The sequence below is a fragment of the Bacillus sp. FSL P2-0069 genome, from assembly GCF_038593315.1.
Classification (GTDB): Bacteria; Bacillota; Bacilli; order Bacillales; family Bacillaceae; genus Bacillus; species Bacillus safensis.
Genome location: NZ_CP151984.1, coordinates 1,055,738 through 1,075,045, shown reverse-complemented (window position 1 = coordinate 1,075,045; position 19,308 = coordinate 1,055,738). Strand labels below are relative to the sequence as shown.

Annotated in this window: 13 protein-coding genes and 1 riboswitch; of the genes, 4 read left to right on the top strand and 9 right to left on the bottom strand. The window is 43.0% G+C overall.

Annotation, left to right across the window (positions count from 1 at the left end):
• Positions 1–37 precede the first annotated feature (37 nt).
• From NSQ34_RS05355 to NSQ34_RS05345, 3 genes are all read right to left on the bottom strand, one after another.
• On the bottom strand, positions 38–1,687 hold the full coding sequence (locus NSQ34_RS05355) for a methyl-accepting chemotaxis protein (protein WP_024426503.1): 1,650 nt from the start codon (positions 1,685–1,687) through the stop codon (positions 38–40).
• Positions 1,684–2,661: a BMP family ABC transporter substrate-binding protein gene (locus tag NSQ34_RS05350; RefSeq protein ID WP_024426504.1), complete on the bottom strand. Its 978-nt coding sequence runs from the start codon at positions 2,659–2,661 to the stop codon at positions 1,684–1,686. Before NSQ34_RS05350 ends, NSQ34_RS05355 begins: the two co-directional genes overlap by 4 nt.
• Positions 2,662–2,806: 145 nt before the next feature.
• Positions 2,807–3,655, bottom strand: a complete 849-nt coding sequence (locus NSQ34_RS05345; RefSeq protein WP_024426505.1) for a S1 RNA-binding domain-containing protein — start codon at positions 3,653–3,655, stop codon at positions 2,807–2,809.
• A gap of 225 nt (positions 3,656–3,880) precedes the next feature.
• Between NSQ34_RS05345 and NSQ34_RS05340 the strand changes: the two genes are divergently transcribed.
• The 4 genes from NSQ34_RS05340 to NSQ34_RS05325 all read left to right on the top strand — a co-directional run bounded on the left by NSQ34_RS05340 (position 3,881) and on the right by NSQ34_RS05325 (position 10,896).
• Complete coding sequence (locus tag NSQ34_RS05340; protein ID WP_012009527.1) at positions 3,881–4,372, top strand: YajQ family cyclic di-GMP-binding protein; 492 nt, start codon at positions 3,881–3,883, stop codon at positions 4,370–4,372.
• Positions 4,373–4,453: 81 nt separating this feature from the next.
• Positions 4,454–4,572, top strand: a riboswitch (SAM riboswitch).
• Between the two features lie 78 nt (positions 4,573–4,650).
• Positions 4,651–6,492, top strand: a complete 1,842-nt coding sequence (locus NSQ34_RS05335; RefSeq protein WP_024426506.1) for a bifunctional homocysteine S-methyltransferase/methylenetetrahydrofolate reductase — start codon at positions 4,651–4,653, stop codon at positions 6,490–6,492.
• Positions 6,476–9,904 carry a methionine synthase gene (gene metH / locus NSQ34_RS05330; RefSeq protein WP_098676802.1) on the top strand — a complete coding sequence of 1,143 codons (3,429 nt, stop codon included), beginning with the start codon at positions 6,476–6,478 and terminating at the stop codon, positions 9,902–9,904. The genes NSQ34_RS05335 and metH overlap by 17 nt, the downstream gene beginning before the upstream one ends.
• A 134-nt stretch (positions 9,905–10,038) precedes the next feature.
• A complete protein-coding gene (locus NSQ34_RS05325; RefSeq protein ID WP_046310514.1) occupies positions 10,039–10,896 on the top strand; it encodes a GNAT family N-acetyltransferase in 858 nt (285 codons plus the stop codon).
• Between the two features lie 43 nt (positions 10,897–10,939).
• On the opposite strand, the gene NSQ34_RS05320 is transcribed toward NSQ34_RS05325, so the two are convergent.
• From NSQ34_RS05320 to NSQ34_RS05295, 6 genes are read right to left on the bottom strand one after another with little or no spacing between them, the layout of a single operon-like run.
• Positions 10,940–12,754 carry an IucA/IucC family siderophore biosynthesis protein gene (locus NSQ34_RS05320; protein WP_176967529.1) on the bottom strand — a complete coding sequence of 605 codons (1,815 nt, stop codon included), beginning with the start codon at positions 12,752–12,754 and terminating at the stop codon, positions 10,940–10,942.
• A gap of 13 nt (positions 12,755–12,767) precedes the next feature.
• Entirely contained in the window at positions 12,768–14,117 is a 1,350-nt protein-coding gene (locus NSQ34_RS05315; RefSeq protein WP_176967530.1) for a lysine N(6)-hydroxylase/L-ornithine N(5)-oxygenase family protein, read from the bottom strand.
• A complete protein-coding gene (locus NSQ34_RS05310) occupies positions 14,092–14,646 on the bottom strand; it encodes a GNAT family N-acetyltransferase (protein WP_024426511.1) in 555 nt (184 codons plus the stop codon). The genes NSQ34_RS05315 and NSQ34_RS05310 overlap by 26 nt, the downstream gene beginning before the upstream one ends.
• Positions 14,643–16,424 carry an IucA/IucC family protein gene (locus NSQ34_RS05305; protein ID WP_061109653.1) on the bottom strand — a complete coding sequence of 594 codons (1,782 nt, stop codon included), beginning with the start codon at positions 16,422–16,424 and terminating at the stop codon, positions 14,643–14,645. Before NSQ34_RS05305 ends, NSQ34_RS05310 begins: the two co-directional genes overlap by 4 nt.
• On the bottom strand, positions 16,421–17,908 hold the full coding sequence (locus NSQ34_RS05300; protein ID WP_342501049.1) for an aspartate aminotransferase family protein: 1,488 nt from the start codon (positions 17,906–17,908) through the stop codon (positions 16,421–16,423). The genes NSQ34_RS05305 and NSQ34_RS05300 overlap by 4 nt, the downstream gene beginning before the upstream one ends.
• Positions 17,895–19,241, bottom strand: a complete 1,347-nt coding sequence (locus NSQ34_RS05295) for an aspartate aminotransferase family protein (protein WP_342501048.1) — start codon at positions 19,239–19,241, stop codon at positions 17,895–17,897. The genes NSQ34_RS05300 and NSQ34_RS05295 overlap by 14 nt, the downstream gene beginning before the upstream one ends.
• Positions 19,242–19,308 lie beyond the last annotated feature (67 nt).

Sequence of the window (19,308 nt, the reverse complement as noted above, 5' to 3'; positions counted from 1 at the left end):
CACCCTTCCCTGACACAACACGGGAAGGGTGCTTTTCTTATGAAAGTTTAAATCGCTGGACGGTTTCATTTAACCTCGCCGTCATACTCATCAATTCTTCGACCTGTTTGTTCATTTGATGGAACGATTGCAGCTGTTCATTGGCTGAGGCAGAAATTTCTTCGCTGCCAGCTGCTGTTTCTTCTACAACTGCACTAATATTTTCAATCGAGTGCAGCACTTGTCCGCCAAGTTCTGTTGATTGCATAATTTGGTCATTTAAGACCGCCATTTCTTGTTTAATATGCTGCGCTTTTGTTTCTATATCTTCAAAGGAGTGTGAGGTTTTGTCCATCGCATCCTGCTGCTGAAGTGAAAGTTTGACCCCTTCTTGAACAGTTTGACTAATGGATTGAATGCCTCTTTCAATATGACTGACCATGTCAAAGATTTGTCTTGTTGCATTAGACGATTCATCAGCAAGCTTGCGAATTTCATCTGCTACAACGGCAAAGCCTTTTCCAGCTTCGCCTGCTCTTGCCGCTTCAATGGCTGCGTTTAAGGAAAGCAGGTTTGTTTGGTCCGCAATGTCAGAAACCGTTTTGGCCATGGCCGAGATTCCGCTGGCGTATTGCGTAAATTCTCCTGCTGATTCTTCGATTTGTCTCGTGGCATGTGTATTTTTTTCAATCGCTGTTTTTGTTTCTGTTAACGTGTGCTTTCCGCTTTCTACGGCTTCGATGGCATCCTCTGTACTGCGGATGACCGTTTGCGAGCGTTCTGAATTTTTACGTCCATGCTGGTCCATTTTCTCAATCAAGCTGACGCCGTGCTGGAGATCTTCTGAAATCGCTTGTGACCCATTGGCCATTTCGTCTGTCGAAACAGATACTTGATTCGCAGACTCCATCATCTTTTTGTTTTCATCATTCAGGTGGATCGAGAATGTCTCTACTCGGCTTGAGACATTGCTGATTTCTTTAATCAGACTAATCAGCTGATCTGTCATTTGATTAAAGGATTCATTCAAGCCGCCGATTTCATCCTTGCGCTGAATATCCATCCGCTCCACAGCAAGATTGCCTTCTGCGATCTGCTTTGCTCTGTAGGATAGTGATTTGATGGGTGTCACGATGGATCGCGTTAATCCAATATTCAAAAAGACAGCAATGACAATTAGTGTAAGTGCTGAGACGAGTGCACTTGTAATAATCCATTGGACATTGTCTGCTGCAGCCTCTAGATTTTGTTTATACGCTTCTTCTGCCCTTTTATTCATCGTATGCACATCGTTTAAAACGCCATCAATTCTTGCTGCCACACGTCTTGCATCCGATGCGTTTTTTTCACCAATGGCGTTGTTTGCTTCCTTGGTCCACGTGTCAAATTTTGAATTTAACCTTGTTAATGCCTCTTTGTTCATATTTCCTGCATGTTTGTTTAGCGTTTGCAGCTGCTTTTTTGCTGTAGAAATATCGTTTTGAACGATCTCTAGCTGTTCATCTGAGAGTGTCATCGAATAATTGGTCATGGCTTGCTCGACACTTTCAAAGCTTGCCTTCGTTTTTTGTACGTTTAATAAGGTTTGCACATCTGTCTCATTTGATGATTGGATCTTTGTCATGCTGACAATGATAAAGGCGATGACGCCAACTGCTAAAAGAAGTGAAATAAGTGAGTTAAGTAAAATTTTGACGCGTAAGCTCATGATGCGTCCCCCTCTTCTTTTAGAAGCGTCTGCTTCAGACCATTTAATTTTTTGGTCAGTGTCTCAGCATTTTTCAGGATCCGGATTTTTGCCATATCGATTCCATCATTGCTTAAGTCATAGACAACATGACCGCTTTTCATTTGATTGTTCTTGACGAGCTGTTCACTGAATTGATAGACCACTTCATCGACTTTTTTCACCATAGACGAAATGACCGCTTTTTCAGCAGTATAGTACTGATCGCTGTCTACACCAATGGCATATTTACCCTGCGCCTGCGCTTCTTTTAATACACCGACACCTGTATAACCGGCTGCGGCATATAAAACGTCTGCTTTCTTTTTGATCATGTCTTTGGCTATTTTACTACCCTTGCCTGCATCACTAAACGTACCGGCATAGGTGGATAAGATCTTGATTTTCGGATTGACTGATTTGGCGCCTTTTTGAAATCCTTTTTCAAAACGATGAATGACATCTGCGTCAACACCGCCAACAAATCCAATGACATCGCTTTTCGTTGTCATCGCAGCAAGTGCTCCCGCTAAATAGCTGCCTTGCTCTTCTTTAAACGTCACAGAGGTCACATTTTTCAGCTCAGATACAGCATCGATCAAAAGGAACTGCTTCTTCGGATATTTCTTTGCGACTTTTTCCAGGTCTTCTTGCATACTGAAACCTACACCAATGACAAGATCATTTCCATCTTTTACGAGTTCTGTCAGCCCTTTTTCATATGTATCAGTTTCTGCAATTTCTCTATAATCAAATTCAATGCCAAGCTCATCACGTGCTTTTTCTAATCCTTTAAATGATGAATCGTTAAATGATTGATCACCAAGACCATCATCTGTGAGCATAACGCCAATATGCTTCGCAGTTGATTTTGGCGAACTCTCCTGTTGATTACCGCATGCGGCGAGCACCATAAGCATGGCTGCCATCAGAAGTAATGAAATCTTCACTTTCATCCAAAAACACACTCCTTTTATCATCCTTACTCCTTTTTTATCGGATTTGAGAGGCGTTGTTTCAATGATTAGTGAAGGTTTTTCATGACTTTTTTCACAGAAAAAATCCATTATTTAAGACAAAAATAAAAAAGTGAGCAAATGCTCACTTTTTCTCGTATGTCCAGCCTTCTTTTTGGTAAACTAAATCATTTTTCATGAGATGACCTAGTGCTCGTTTAAAGGCTGCCTTGCTCATTTGAAATCTTTCGCGGATATCCTCTGGATCACTTTTGTCCCCATAAGGCATGGCGCCGTTTCTTGTTCTCATATAGGTTAAAATTTCTTCTGCATCGACAGATAGTGCATCCTGTTTTCTAGGAAGCAGAGAAACGTTCACCGTTCCGTCCTCTTTCACTGCAATGACGCGTCCTGTCACGGTCGATCCTAATCGTGGCTCTTCCTTTCGTTCCGTGCGGTGAATAAACCCACGCACGCCTGTATCTGTCAGCATAAAAGAACCTGTCGCAATTAAACGATAGATTGTTCCAGTGATTTCTTTGTTCATTAAGGTTTCTGGTGCCTCTGTGAACAATTCACTGATCACGTCTTCTGTGGCTGGTTTTGCGAACATTCTGCCGTAGCTTGTGACTTTCAGCATACAGTAGAGTTTGTCTCCTTTTTTCGGCCATGCTTCCTCAAAAGGCGGGAGGTGTTCTGTTGCAACAAGTGCATCCTTTGACAGCCCAACATCAACAAATGCGCCCATGTCTTCTACCACGTCCACGACTTCTACCCAGTCGTATGTATGTGCGTTAATTGTAGGTATTTTCATCGTGGCAGCGAGTCTTTCTTCATGATCTACATATAAGTAGACCTCTACTTCATCTCGGTCACCAATATCTTCTGTCATTTCACTGCGGTGTAAGAGGACCGAATCTTCACCGTCTGTCAAAAAGTAGCCGTATTCCATTTCATTCTCTATTTGCAAGGTCAGTTGCTCACCTGGTCTCATGTTCTCTTCCTTCCTATCTGCCCATAAAAGAGCGTTCGTTCATCTTTTGATTCACTCTATTCTACTATACTTCTTCCTGCATGAACATCTCTAGTTCTGTTAGCTAAAGTGGACAAACTGGACACGATTTATACGGCTGGCGGCTTTACTCTTTGATAAAGTTTTCTTCTTCTGCTATTTGCATGATAAAATAGACGCAATATCTAAACTTGGAGGTCATGTGTGATGGCAAAAGAAAGCTCATTTGACATTGTATCGAAGGTTGAACTGCCTGAAGTGCAAAACGCTGTTCAAGCAGCACTGAAAGAAATTAAAAACCGTTATGATTTTAAAGGAAGTAAAAGTGATATTTCTCTCGAAAAAGAAGAGCTTGTCCTCATTTCTGATGATGACTTCAAACTTGAGCAGCTAAAAGATGTACTTGTGACAAAGCTGATCAAACGAAATGTTCCAACTAAAAACATCGATTACGGAAAAACTGAGCATGCCCTAGGCGGTACAGTACGCCAGCGTGCGAAGCTGATCAGCGGGATTGATCAAGACAACGCCAAAAAGATCAACGCGCTTATCAAGCAGTCTGGCATCAAAGTGAAATCACAATTTCAGGATGACCAAGTGCGTGTGACAGGGAAAAATAAAGATGATTTACAAGAGGTGATTTCTCTTATGCGCAAGGCTGATTTACCGATTGATGTCCAATTTATAAATTTTCGATAAATTTCAAATTTTCCATTGATTATTTCTGCATTTTTCGTTACAGTTGATGGAAGTTCAATTCATTGACATGTTCATATTGCTTTCTTATCAAGAGAGGCAGAGGGACTGGCCCTGTGAAGCCTCAGCAACCGGTGTAGTAGAAATCTATTTTCTATGACCAAGGTGCTAAATCCAGCAAGCAACTGCTTGGAAGATAAGGAGAAGAATTACGATATAGCCAAAAAGTCTTCTTCTTATCAGAAGGCTTTTTTTGTTACATAGAAATAAGGAGGAATACAATGGGCCTATTACAAGACTTACAAAACCGCGTACTGATAGCTGACGGAGCGATGGGAACACTTTTATACTCTTACGGCATTGACCGCTGCTTTGAAGAATTAAATTTATCGAAAGAGGATGAAGTGAAACGCGTGCACGAAGCATATGTGCAGGCAGGCGCTGACATCATCCAAACGAACACATACGGTGCGAATTATATTAAACTATCCCGCTACGGCTTAGAGGAAGAAACGAAACGCATCAATACAAAAGCGGTACAAATTGCAAAAGCAGCCGCAGGCTCTGCTTATGTACTCGGAACAATTGGCGGCATTCGAACGTTTAACAAAAATGCTTACTCTATAGAAGAAATCAAACGAAGCTTTAGAGAGCAGCTGTACATCCTATTAAATGAAGAGCCTGACGGAATATTGCTTGAAACATATTATGATATAGAAGAAGCGAAGGCTGTTCTCCAAATTGCCCGCAAAGAAACGACTCTTCCGATTGTCATGAACGTCTCAATGCATGAACAAGGCGTTTTGCAGGATGGTACCCCCCTGAAGGATGGTTTATCTGAGTTATCATCTCTTGGTGCAGATGTTGTCGGCATCAACTGCCGGCTGGGCCCTTATCACATGATTCAGGCACTCGAAGGCGTTCCACTTTTGGAAAATTCGCATTTATCTGTCTATCCTAACAGCAGTCTCCCCTCTCTTGAAGCAGGCAGACTCGTCTATGATACCGATAACGATTATTTCCGAAAAAGTGCACTTGAATTTAGAAATCAGGGCGCACGTATTATCGGAGGCTGCTGCGGAACAACACCTCAGCATATTAGCGCAATGGCTGAAGCGGTCAAAGATTTAGCACCGATCACTGAAAAAGAAGTGAAGGTGTTAAAAGAAGAAATCATTTCCATCCAAGATCAGCGCACTGAGCCAGGTCTTGATGAGCTGGCTGTGAAAAAACGATCGATTATCGTAGAGCTTGATCCTCCGAAGAAGCTGAACTTCGAAAAATTTCTCGTTGCTGCAAATGAATTAAAGAATGCTGGCATTGATGCATTGACGTTAGCCGATAATTCTCTTGCGACTCCGCGCATTAGCAATGTCGCTTGCGGCGCATTATTAAAGCAGCAGCTCGATATGCGTTCTCTTGTTCATATCACATGCCGCGACCGTAATTTGATTGGGCTTCAATCTCATTTAATGGGGCTCGACACCCTTGGATTAACCGATATTTTAGCGATCACAGGCGATCCATCTAAAATTGGAGACTTCCCAGGTGCAACATCTGTGTATGATTTAACCTCCTTTGATTTGATTCGTCTTATCAAACAGTTTAACGAAGGCCTTTCTTTCTCAGGAAAGCCCCTTGGCAAAAAGACCAATTTTTCAGTGGCTGGCGCGTTTAACCCAAATGTGCGCCATATTGATAAAGCGGTGAAACGTCTTGAGAAAAAAATCGAATACGGTGCTGATTATTTTATTTCACAGCCTGTTTATTCTGAGGAACAGCTTGTGAAAATTCATGAGGAAAGCCGCCACTTGGATAAACCGATTTATATCGGCATTATGCCGTTAACAAGCAGCCGAAATGCAGAGTTTATTCATCACGAAATTCCAGGCATCAAATTATCTGATTCTATTCGTGACATTATGGCTAAGGCTGGCGAGGATAAAGAAAAGCAGCGAGCAGAAGGCTTAGCGATTGCCCGCTCTTTATTAGATACAGCCTGCGAATTGTTTAATGGCATTTATTTAATTACTCCTTTCCTTCGATCAGATTTAACAGCAGAACTGACCACCTACATCCATCAGAAAGAAAAGGAGTCTAACGTCCATGTCAACTATCACTGAACAGCTCAAAAAACGCATCCTCGTCCTTGATGGGGCAATGGGCACAATGATTCAAAACGCCAACCTGACAGCAGAGGACTTTGGCGGAGAAGAGTATGAGGGCTGTAACGAGTATTTGAATGTGACAGCCCCTCACATCATCTCTAAGATCCATAGGGAGTACCTTGAAGCAAGTGCTGACCTCATTGAAACAAATACGTTCGGCGCGACAAAGCTCGTCCTTGACGAATATGGGCTTGGGCACCTTGCCTATGAACTCAATGTTCGAGCTGCGCAGCTGGCAAAGGCAGAAGCTGACCGTTTCTCCACACCAGAAAAGCCTCGTTTTGTTGTAGGCGCAATGGGCCCGACAACGAAAACATTATCTGTAACAGGCGGCACAACCTTCAGTGAGCTCGTCAGAAATTATGAAGAGCAGGCCCGCGCCCTGATTGACGGAAAGTGTGATGCCCTTCTTTTAGAAACAAGCCAAGATATGCTGAATGTAAAAGCTGGATTCAAAGGGATTCAGGAAGCCTTTCAGCAGACGGGCATCCAATTACCACTCATGGTATCAGGAACGATTGAACCGATGGGCACCACCCTTGCTGGTCAGGATATTGAAGCCTTTTATATCTCTCTTGAGCATATGAAACCAATCAGTGTGGGCCTTAACTGTGCGACTGGTCCAGAATTTATGACAGACCACATCCGCACGCTCTCCTCCATTGCAAAGTCAGCGGTGAGCTGCTATCCGAATGCTGGTCTCCCAGATGAAGAAGGCCAATATCACGAATCCCCTGCCTCTCTTGCTAAAAAAATCGCCGCCTTTGCTAAGGAAGGCTGGTTAAATATTGTCGGCGGCTGCTGCGGGACTACACCTGCGCATATTCAAGCATTGTCAGATGAAGTACGCACGCTTCAGCCGCGTCATATCAACCGCGAATCACCGCAGCATACCGTATCAGGAATTGAGCCTCTTATTTATGAGGATTCGATGCGTCCTCTTTTTGTAGGCGAACGGACCAATGTCATTGGTTCTCGCAAATTCAAACGGCTCATTGCGGAACAAAAGTTTGAAGAAGCAGCAGAAATTGCTCGTGCTCAAGTGAAAAATGGCGCTCACGTCGTTGATGTGTGTCTCGCCGATCCAGACCGTGATGAGGCAGCAGACATGGAAGGCTTTTTACAAGAAGCCATGAAAAAGGTGAAAGCCCCTTTTGTCATTGATTCAACGGATAAACACGTGATTGAAAAGGCACTCACCTACTCTCAAGGGAAAGCCATCATCAATTCCATCAACCTTGAGGATGGCGAGGAACGCTTTGAAGAGATTCTTCCTCTTGTGAAGCTATATGGCGGTGCACTCGTTGTTGGCACGATTGATGAAATAGGAATGGCGGTGACAGCAGAACGAAAGCTTGAAATTGCTGTACGTTCTCACGATTTACTAACAAAGAAATATGGTATTCCCGCAAGTGACATCATTTTTGATCCGCTTGTCTTTCCCGTAGGCACTGGAGACGAGCAATATATTGGCGCCGCTGAAGAAACGATCAAAGGCATTAAAATGATTAAGGAAACCCTGCCTGAGTGCCTCACCATTTTAGGCATCAGCAACGTATCTTTCGGACTTCCGCCTGTTGGCAGAGAAATCTTAAATGCCGTCTATTTGTATCACTGCGTGCAAGCAGGGCTTGACTATGCCATTGTCAATACAGAAAAGCTTGAACGCTTCGCTTCCATTCCAAAGGAAGAAATCAAACTAGCTGAAACCTTGCTTTATGAAACAAATGATCAAACACTGGCTGAATTCACCCAATTTTACCGCGGCAAAAAGAAAACGGAGAAAAAACCAAAGATCTCCTTATCACTTGATGAAAGGCTGGCGCTCTATGTCGTCGAGGGAACGAAAGAAGGTCTCATCGATGACCTATCCCTTGCTTTGGAGCAATATGAATCGCCGCTTCATATCATCAATGGCCCGTTAATGCAGGGAATGGCTGAAGTTGGTCGTCTTTTTAATCAAAACGAATTGATTGTAGCCGAAGTGCTTCAATCGGCTGAGGTCATGAAAGCATCTGTTTCGTTTCTTGAGCAATATATGGAAAAGCAGCATGCGAGCGGGAAAGGAAAGATTCTACTTGCGACCGTAAAAGGAGATGTCCATGATATCGGGAAAAACCTCGTCGACATCATTTTGAGCAATAACGGCTTTCAGGTGGTCGACCTCGGCATCAAGGTGACACCTCAAACATTGATTGAAGCTGTGCAAAAGGAAAAACCAGATATGATTGGATTATCAGGCTTACTTGTAAAATCCGCACAGCAAATGGTACTAACCGCTCAAGATTTACAAAAAGCCAATATTTCTGTTCCTATTTTGGTCGGCGGTGCTGCCCTTTCTCGTAAATTTACGAAAATGAAAATTTCGCCTCATTATGATGGACCTGTTCTTTATGCAAAAGATGCGATGGACGGACTATCATTAGCCAATGAGTTAAAAGCGAATCCTCTTCAATTTCAAACAAAACCAAAAGAAGAGCCAGCGGCACCTTTCAAGGAAAAAGAAGGAAAGCAGCCGAAAGCTGTCATAGAATTACTAGAAAAACGCGCAGCACTCCCGAAGGCACCGGTATTTACGCCAGAAAATACCGCACGCCATTATGTGAGAGACATCGATTTGCATCATATTATGCCTTATGTGAATGAACAAATGCTTATTGGTCATCATCTCGGCTTAAAGGGAAAGATCAAAACCTTATTAGCTGAAAAGCACCCAAAAGCATTGGAATTAAAACAGCTTGTCACAGATCTTCTAAACGAAGGCAGAGAGAAAAACTGGTTTGCGCCAGCATTTGTGTATCAATTCTTCCCTGCCAGTTCAGACGGAAATGATTTGCATATTTATGATCCCGAAGAGCCTGACCGCATCATTGAAACGTTCCAATTTCCAAGGCAGGAGAAGCTCCCGTACCGCTCCATTTCTGATTATGTACGGAAAAGTGATGAAAACGAGAAAGATTATATTGCCTTATTCGCCGTCACAGCCGGCGCGCGTATACGCGAGGTCGCGCAGCAATTTAAGCAGGAAGGAGATTATTTAAAAATGCATGCTGTCCAAGCTCTGGCACTTGAGCTTGCAGAAGGATTAGCTGAAAGAGCCCACCAAGTGATTCGTGACAAATGGGGATTCCCTGACCCAGTCGATTTTACAATGGAAAAACGATTCCAAGCGAAATATCAAGGGCAGCGCTATTCCTTTGGTTATCCAGCGTGTCCAAATCTTGAGGATCAAGAAAAGCTGTTCAAGCTGCTTCAGCCTGAAAAAATCGGCATCCATCTGACAGAAGGATTCATGATGGAACCTGAAGCATCTGTTTCAGCGATCGTCGTTTCCCACCCTGATGCTCGATATTTTAATGTTCATTAAGACTGGCCCCTCCGTCATTGGGGGTTCTTTTTTCATACACGCTGAGAGGAAAAGGATCTTCCTTTTCCTTTTTCTTATGCCTTCATATGGTACGATACATATAGATGAAATCAGCTAAGAAGGAGTTGCGTGTATTGGAAAACGTTGTACAACGAACTTTAACACTTGATGACATACCCGATCTTATCGCATTGTCAAAAGAGGTCGACTGGCCTGATTACAATGCGGATGAGCTTACATCTCTTTTAACAAACGGATATTTTACAGGTTTTTCAACAACAGATGGACAAGTGATCTCATGTGCAGGACTTTTCCAATATGATAAAGCAGCATCAATTGGTGCCGTTATTGTATCTGAGACACATCGCGGCTTAGGCCTTGCACGGAAAATGATTGACACCCTGCTTCGCAGAAGCGATCAAAGCGTTCCTGTCGTTTTAACCGCTACTGTACAAGGACAGCCCGTTTACGAAAAAATTGGATTTCAAACGGCCGGCTACATTCATACATACAAAGCACAGACCACGAATCCAGCGGCTTTTCGTGTGTCAGGCGGGATTCACCTTTCTCCTGCTGATGGAGCAGACCTTCCGTCTATTGAAGCACTTGACGAAAAAGGTGCAGGCACCAATCGATCAAGCTTTATAAGAAAGCGAATGGAACGAGCATCGTTCCGGCTGATTGCAAAGAATGAGCACCATGAAACAACTGGATTTGCCTTTGGCATCGAAACCCCTGCTAATCTAATGATTGGACCGCTTACAGCAAACGATGAACAAACCGCTCTCTCGCTCATCCAATCACTCATCTCGTCTTATTCAGGCGCAATTCGTTTAGATATGCAGGAAGAAACTGCTGAACGCCTGCATGAAACACTTGTTGAAGCAGGATTTACAAAAACAAACGTAGCGCATTTTATGATGATTCGCGGGAAAGAAAAACTGAATGATCCCGCCCTTTTCTATTTCCTTGCCTCTCAAGCATTTTCTTAAAAAACAAACAAGCTGTAGACACTTGATGTCTACAGCTTTTCTATTACTTCTCCCCAACTGACGAAAGAACATGAGCGAGTGCATTTGTGACCTTCCCATGCTCTGATGCATGCGGGCGGTCATCTCCATCTCCATAGCCATAATCAATCATTCGATTTCGATTTAAGCAAAGCTTTGTCAGCTTCGGCTGGAATAGATCAAATAATTCAAAACGGTCTTTTAGCTGCGGGAATTGATTTTGATACTGCTGAATTTCTTCAGCAAGCAAACGCCAAAGAGTCGTTTCATCTAACAGATTGTGATTGTCTAATACGTTGGATACATAACGCAGATTGCAAATAAATAGTCCTGTAAAGATAAATTGCACCAGACCTTCTGGCGGCTCACTGCGCAGCACTTCTCTTAAATCTTCTTCTAATGAAGCTAATTCAGGCAGCGGCTGGTCACTTATATTCACATCATCAACGAAATCTTTGATCGCCAAACGATGCGGCTGATGATTTTTTAACACAAGAATTGTATTTTGCCCATGCGGTGAAAAGACTGTGCCGTATTGATACATAAAGTGCAGCAGCGGCGGCATCACGACATGGAAAAACTTCGCCATCCATTCTTTTGCTGAGAGACCTGATTTTTCAATCAGCTGCTTGATATACGGCTCACCTTCATGATCCTCATAAGTGAGTGCCGCAAGTGTAACAGGGCTCTCCCCTTCTTCTAAGTACGTATAAATGCTTTCTCTAAAAATGACACCGAGCATCTCAAGATATTGATACGGCGCACCAGGCAGTTTGCTGTAGTATGGATGATCGACATTGATACTTGCATTCTCACCTGGTAAAATGACGCGGCAGACATCAGATAAAAATGAGTCTTGATCGGCAATCCCTTTAATATGCGCTGTAATGCGCGGGGCAATGACCGTACGTTCTGATGGGAGTCCACGGTACACGAGTGTATTTAAAATACTCATTGGCAGTTTAATATGATGCTTGCCTTTGTTTGAGATATTTGTAAAGGTTCTGATCGACTGCTGCGGGATATATTGATCCAGTCCCTCTCCCAAATACACAATCCGGCGCAAGGCCAAATCTTCCGGGAAATGCTGAATAATCATATGTGTCCACTGCCACTGATGAACAGGCATCATATAATAGTCAGCTGCATTCAGTCCTTCATCCTTTAACACACGCTGAAATTGACGAATCGTGACTTCATCTAATTCTTTGGCAATTACCTGGTCATAGTTTTCATGGTCGACTGCATGGAATGTCGCAAGCTCTCTATGTACAGCAATCCAAGACAGCTGCACACATTCCTGCCGTTCTGGTGCATAAGCTAAGTAATCATCGTAGCTGAATCCTATACGTCCTTTGTTATACACAATCCAAGGATGGCCTGTCATTTCTCCTTCAATCCATGCATAATCCGTATCTGTCAGTTCATCCGCACGAAGTGCTTTTTTCGACAGCAAATGGACATCGGCTAACAAAGTATGGTGAAGCTCTTTGATAAGATGGCCTGTTGTATCAGAAGACATTGGAATGATCGGCTGAATGTCTAGTAAAAACACAATGGCACTGACATCCTTTGACCATTTTCCATCTTGACAGCACTCAATTGATTCAGCGATTGTATCAAAACTATCAAACAACCGAGGTTTTGCCAGATAACGATATTTCTTATGTTCGTGAATGATTAATTCATACTGCGCGATGCCATCCTTACAATCCAGCTCAACAGGATGAAGCATGTCCTCATACATATATTCAGACAGCATTTTTGCCACCATTCGCTGGTTTGCCTTTTTCCAAGCAGCAGGATTCACCGCTTTTTTCAATTCATCTTGTACACTCATCGCTTCATCCTCCTTATCCTTTGATTTCTTCAAATGTGTGTGCGTTCTTGTGTGTACCAAATGTCTGGAAGACATGCTTTTGATAAAGTGGATACACGGTTTGACGAGCAAGTTCATTGATGATCACACTGTTTCGATAAGCCCCCAGCCCCAAATCTGGAGCGCCGACCCCATGTGTATGAAGCTCTGCATTTTGTACAAAAATATCATTTTCACCCATCGTATTTGTTTTCAAACGATATTCACGTTCAACTTGGAAACGTCCTTGATCATCCCATTGAATGTGATGAGAAATAGGGTTGATAAACGGCGGCAGAACGGATTGGTAGCCAGTCGCCAATACGACAATATCCGTTTCATGTGTAAAGGATTCTTCCTTGACCCATTGCGTACATGAAAGTGATAATCTGCCTGTAGTTTCCTCAATCAGGTTAACCTCTGTCATGGCTTGAAGCACTGTGTTCAGCTGCTTTCCACAGGCAGAACGTTCATAAAGCAAATGATAAATATCACGAATCATCGCCGAACTGATACCTTTATACAGCAAGTCTTGCTGTTTTAATAACGCATCCTTTTTGGCTTGCGGAAGCTCATAAAAGAAATCAATATAGTCAGGGGAGAAATACTCAAGTCCAAGGTTTGAATATTCCATTGGGAAAAATCCTTTTGACCGTGTGAACCAGTGAATATCCTTCGCCTCATCATCTGATAAAATGTCATAAAACACTTCTGCCGCACTTTGACCAGAGCCGATAACTGTCACAGATTTCCCTTTGAAACAGACTTCTTTCTTTCGTTTTAAATAGTCAGCTGAGTGAAAAACCTTCTCTCCTAAAGCTGGCTGGAGCGATGCGGGTATCGCCGGCTGCGTGCCAATTCCTAAGACGAGATGTTTGCTTTCAAACACCTCTACAGTTTGGTCCTTTACATGACGGACATGCACTTCATACCGCTTTTCCCCTGCCTTTTCGATCAGTGAGACAGATTCGACATTCATGCCGAATCGGCAAGAGTCTAACTGGTCAGCGACCCAGCGGCAATAATGACTGTATTCCTTGCGCGGGATATGGAAGTCTTCTAGAAAGTAAAATGAATACAAACGGTTTTGTTCCTGCAAATAGTTGAGGAAGCTATATTTGCTTTTCACATCTGCCATGCTGACAAGGTCCGCTAAAAATGGGACTTGCAGTGTTGTCCCTTCAATGAGCATCCCTGGGTGCCAGTGAAAGGCTTCACTTCTTTCAAAAAACAAAGCGTCGATTTCATTTACCTCTTCAGATAATGCGGCAAGCCCGAGGTTAAACGGGCCAATGCCGATCCCAATTACATCCACTATATTATTTTGCTTGTTGAACCGCGTCATGGTTATACTTCCTTTCGAATCGTTCTCGATCACAAAACATCAAAAGACCTGTTTTATCGGGTAAAGTGACTGGTTTCACACGTTCGAAGCCGCATTTTTCAAATACATGAATCATTTTTTCATTGCGAATATCCGGCTCAGCAACGATTTTTTCTGTTCGTTTGTTCTGCTCAAATTGAAATGCTGTCATTGCCTGAAGGAGCGGCGCAGCAAATCCTTTTCCCACATAATCCGGCTCCCCTATTAACAGGTGGATGCCTTGATCATGCGGAGAAGGCTCATAGTAGGATTCAATGATATCCCCTTTGACGTTGTAAGCCTCAAAATAACTCATTGGCGTCCCATCAATCGTGCCTAAATAAAGGGTTTGATGCGGATCATGTATGGCCTGATAAAAATGCTTTTCAAAAGCAGGAAATGGAATATTCAAATGCCAAAATGGGTGAACGTACTCTTCTTGCATCCACTTATGGACAAGCTGGACATCTCTTTCATATTCAGCACGAATAAACCTGATGCGATGCCTCATCCAATCAGCGCCTCCTTATGTAAAAAGAGCGGATTCAAGACAGCCGTGTAACGAGACTGTGTTTCCAGAGATCCTGTCAGCTCATCCATATCTTCAAATCGTGTCAGCAAATTCGCTTTTGAAGGAAGTTCTTTTGAGCGGAGAAGGCTGTTAGTCAGATCAGATGCTCCGTACGTCTCCTCATGAGCGAGCAATGTATCTCTCACGAGTGCCAGCAAATCTTCTTCCTTTGCTAGACCTTCTGTGCCAAAGCCATTAATGAGACCAAATAAATGATTAAAGAAGAAATAATAACGGAGTCTCTCAACGGCTACATCATCCGCACAAATGGTTTCACTTCTTACGCTCAAGTTTTGAACTAGATTTGCGAGCTTATCTTTTTTTGATTCACTATAATAGTAGCCTTGGTTGTCACGATAATAGAAAGTCTCTGGATAACCATCCTTCATTTGCACAACAGCATTTTGCTGATGGGCCTCGAGTGCAAGACCATACGTTTCAAACAGCCAGAGCATCGGTTTTAACGAAATGGTCAAATATTGTTTAAACCAATCTTGGCTGACCGCTTCAGTTGACCGGCCTTCTGAATCTGCAAGTTTATGAATAATTCCTGCTAATCTCGATTTTCCTCCGTACGCATGATCCTGACATAGCCCAGCAATTAAGCTTGCGCCTTTTTCACGATGCAAGAATGGATTTTGACGAATGACCACTTCAAAGCCTGATTCCGCTTCATCTCCTCGAATAGAGAGATATGCAGGATCTTCAATGACACGGAATCCAGAGAATTTTTCATATAAAGAAACGCCTAATTCTGTTTTTAAGATGCGGGACATCTCTACTCCTCGATCCAGTTCCTTTTGTTTATTGATACGTAAAGAGTTCGTAATTTTCACAGGAACAGAGAATTTGAGCATGTAAGCAGAATCCTTTTGATAGACCGTTCTAAAGGATGAGGTCGCTGTGTATTCAGACCCGAGCGGTCCTAAATAAGTCAGTTTCCCCTCCTCTATATAACGCTTCACGAATGCCTTCTCCATGACCACTTTGACTTGCAGCGGATGAATCGGAATGAGCACAAATTCTCCGTTTTCTGTTAACCTATTCAGTCTCTCTGTTTCTTCTGGCACCTGACGCATAAGCTCTTCTAACATGAGGCTTGCCGCAGATTGTGAAATAGACGAATCCTGAAGCACAATCGAATGGTGCGCTTTAAAGTAATGAAGCTGGAAAGCTCCTTTCAGCTCAGGAGAATAGACGGCTTCCTCCTCTTCTGTCATCCCTTGTCTGCTTTTTGGTGTAGGATGTGTTAAATGTCCAAGGAGAAGTGACTGCTCAGCCTCGATGTACTCAAAATCAGCTTGAGATAAAGCAGCTTGATCACTTTCTCTCTCCCGTAAGAATCGTTCAATATTTCGGCAGCTTAAAATGATGCGAAGCATGAATTCATCCTCTGCATCAGTGCGGCCATATGCAATGAGGAGCTCCTTTGAACATAAAGCAACAAGTGTCGTGTAATCGACGATCGTTCCCTCTTTTTCGCTGCCACTTGGACGAAAGCGAATCGGAAAATCAAAGAGATGGCGGCCTACAGATGAAAAATATCGGATCGGAATCACAAGCTCAAGGTCTTGCTTTGCTAGTTTTGCCACGAATACAAGCGAACCATCTGCTTTCGTCTCTTTTTTTGCAGATCGATCGATTCCTGTTTCACGTAAAAAACAGTTTAAAAAGCTTTGCATAGTTGCATTTTCAGCCATTTGTTTATATTGACTCAACGTAGTACCCTCCCGGATTGAATATGAGCGATCCCGATATCAACGATGTCAGAAAGGATTTCCTCAATATGTGTGATTGTCGTTCTCGGATTTAACAAAGTGAATTTTAAGCATGTTTGACCATCCACCACTGTTTTCGCAATGACAGCAGCTCCTGATTTGAATAACGTTCGATGGATGATTTTATTGATGTCATCCGCCCCCTTAAATCGAAACACAACTGCATTGATTTCTGGCTCAGGATTGATCACGTCAAGGTGATCATTGCTTTCAATAAGCGCAGCCACATCCTTTGCAAAATCAATGGTATGGTCAATGATGTCACCAAACCCTTCCTCACCAATCAGACGAAGAGAAAGAAGCAATTTCAGTGCGTCAAACCGGCGCGTCGTTTGCACAGATTTATGGACAAGATGTAGTATTCCATCCAGTTCATCTTCCTTTGGGTTGAGATAATCTGCATGATAATGAATCAAACCAAAATGTCTTTTATCCTTCAGCAAAAATGCTCCGCAGGAGATCGGCTGATAAAATTGTTTATGAAAGTCAATCGTGATGGAATCAGCAAGTTCAATACCGTCTAATTTATTCCCGTAGGTTTCGCTTAATACAAGCGCTCCGCCGTAGGCAGCATCTGCGTGAATCCATAGACCGTATGGCTTGACGATTTCATACACTTCTCGAACCGGGTCAATACTGCCAAAATCAGTTGTCCCGCAAGTCGCCACTACCGCAAAAGGCAGGAGATCATGCTCCTTTAATTCAACAAGTTTCTTCTTCAAATCGTTGAGGTCCATGCGGTGATGCTCATCTGTCTCTACCAGAACAACTGCCTGCTCCCCTAAGCCTAGCTGGGATGCAGATTTCTTCACAGTGAAATGAGCATTCTTAGAACAAAGAATTTTCATGCGGTGAGCCTCACTCGGCAAGCCTTTCTGCTGAACATTCCATTGCCATGTGTTTTCACAAAATGCATCTCTTGCAAGAAGCAGTCCCATGTAGTTAGATTGGGTGCCACCGCTCGTAAATGTCCCATCTGCTAGATTTCCATAAGAAAACTTCGCACATAGCCACTTTAAAATTTCCTCCTCAACCAAAGATGCAATACCGCTTTGATCGAAGGAATCCATTGATTGGTTAAAGGAGCTCACTATCACCTCTGCGGCAAGTGCAGGGATAAGCGGCGGACAATGCAAATGTGCCAAGCATTTAGGATGCGATACATCAACGAGATGCGGCAAAAGGTGCTGCTGTATATCTTGAAAGACAGATTCCATTGATTCGCCAGACGGTTGAAGCTGAAATAAGGATTCGACACTAGCCGCTAATTTCCCAGGCAATATTCCGCTGTATGGACCTTGGTCTTTTTGCCACTGATCTAGTAAGCTGTCGATAGATGTATGAAGAGCCGCTCGGAAGGACTCTCTTCCAAGCTGGCTTTGATTGATAAATAATGAATCCACAGAAGCTTTAGTTGATTGCATCGTAAACGGCCTCTTTGAAAATAGCGATGACTTGTTCAAGCTGTTCTTCTGTCATGATCAATGGCGGTAAGAATCGAATGACGCTACCGAAACGGCCTCCTGTCTCTACAATTAAGCCTTTGTCGAAGCAATTCTTTTGAATGAGACTGGCTAGCTCAGGATTTGCTGGATAACTTACATCCACATCCTGCTTTTCATTTGGATTGACTATTTCAGCACCAATCATTAATCCTCTTCCTCGAACATCACCAATAGCAGGTACATTTTTTTGAATGTCTTTTAGATAAGCCTGCATGCGATCCCCTAGCTGGTCTACATGATCAAGCAGATTGGTTTCTTTTATAAATTTAAGCGTAGCGGTTCCTGCAGCCATCGCCATTTGATTCCCTCTAAATGTGCCAATGTGTGCACCTGGATTCCATTGATCCAAATCTTGATCATAAATCACAACTGAAAGCGGCAGGCTTCCACCAATGGCTTTAGATAATACAATAACGTCTGGCACAATTCCCGCATGTTCAAAGGCAAACATCTTGCCTGTTCGGCCAATGCCTGATTGAACCTCATCGATAATGAGCGGAATGCCTTTTTCTTTTGTGATTCTTCTCATTTCTTTTATCCATTCAATAGATGCTGGAATTGAACCTCCCTCACCTTGCACTGCTTCAAAGATCATACCTGCTGGCGGAAGAATACCACTTTCAGGATCATTTAATACACGCTCAATATAAGAGCTGGAAATGCGGTGTGAATCTTTCCCGCCAATGCCAAATGGGCAGCGATATTCATATGGATAAGGCATGAAATGCACATCTGGAATTAACCCTTGCACTCTTTCCTTTGGAGACAAATTTCCGCTTAATGACATCGTGCCATGTGTCGCACCGTGATAAGCACCGTGGAAAGAAAGAATGGAACGATTTCCTGTCGCTGTCTTGACTAATTTAATCGCAGCTTCTATGGCATCACCGCCAGTTGGTCCACAAAATTGAATTTTTGCTCTCTTTGCAAACTCTTCTGGCAGGTGAGAAAAAATTTCATTCACAAATTCTTCTTTAATTTCTGAGGTTATGTCCAACGTATGCAATGGTCTTTTTTCATGAAGCATACGTTCAATAGCTTCTATAACAACCGGATGATTGTGACCAAGTGCAAGTGTTCCTGCGCCTGCCAGACAGTCATAAAACTCTCTGCCATCTGCATCTGTCACGATCATACCCTCGGCTTTTTGCATGGCTAACGGGAACCGTCTCGGGTAAGACCTTGCATTAGATTCTCTTTGACTTTGCTGCTCTAAAAATTGCTGATTTTTAGAAACGGTTTTGATGGACATAATAAAACACTCCTCCAATTGATAAAGATTATCATTTTCATTTATTAGCCTAGAGGATATGAGATAG

Excerpts from the sequence above, each read along its gene's own strand:
- NSQ34_RS05355 (WP_024426503.1), bottom strand. The coding sequence starts at position 1,687 with ATGAGCTTACGCGTCAAAATTTTACTTAACTCACTTATTTCACTTCTT.
- NSQ34_RS05350 (WP_024426504.1), bottom strand. The coding sequence starts at position 2,661 with ATGAAAGTGAAGATTTCATTACTTCTGATGGCAGCCATGCTTATGGTG.
- NSQ34_RS05345 (WP_024426505.1), bottom strand. The coding sequence starts at position 3,655 with ATGAGACCAGGTGAGCAACTGACCTTGCAAATAGAGAATGAAATGGAA.
- NSQ34_RS05340 (WP_012009527.1), top strand. The coding sequence starts at position 3,881 with ATGGCAAAAGAAAGCTCATTTGACATTGTATCGAAGGTTGAACTGCCT.
- NSQ34_RS05335 (WP_024426506.1), top strand. The coding sequence starts at position 4,651 with ATGGGCCTATTACAAGACTTACAAAACCGCGTACTGATAGCTGACGGA.
- metH (WP_098676802.1), top strand. The coding sequence starts at position 6,476 with ATGTCAACTATCACTGAACAGCTCAAAAAACGCATCCTCGTCCTTGAT.
- NSQ34_RS05320 (WP_176967529.1), bottom strand. The coding sequence starts at position 12,754 with ATGAGTGTACAAGATGAATTGAAAAAAGCGGTGAATCCTGCTGCTTGG.
- NSQ34_RS05315 (WP_176967530.1), bottom strand. The coding sequence starts at position 14,117 with ATGACGCGGTTCAACAAGCAAAATAATATAGTGGATGTAATTGGGATC.
- NSQ34_RS05310 (WP_024426511.1), bottom strand. The coding sequence starts at position 14,646 with ATGAGGCATCGCATCAGGTTTATTCGTGCTGAATATGAAAGAGATGTC.
- NSQ34_RS05300 (WP_342501049.1), bottom strand. The coding sequence starts at position 17,908 with ATGCAATCAACTAAAGCTTCTGTGGATTCATTATTTATCAATCAAAGC.
- NSQ34_RS05295 (WP_342501048.1), bottom strand. The coding sequence starts at position 19,241 with ATGTCCATCAAAACCGTTTCTAAAAATCAGCAATTTTTAGAGCAGCAA.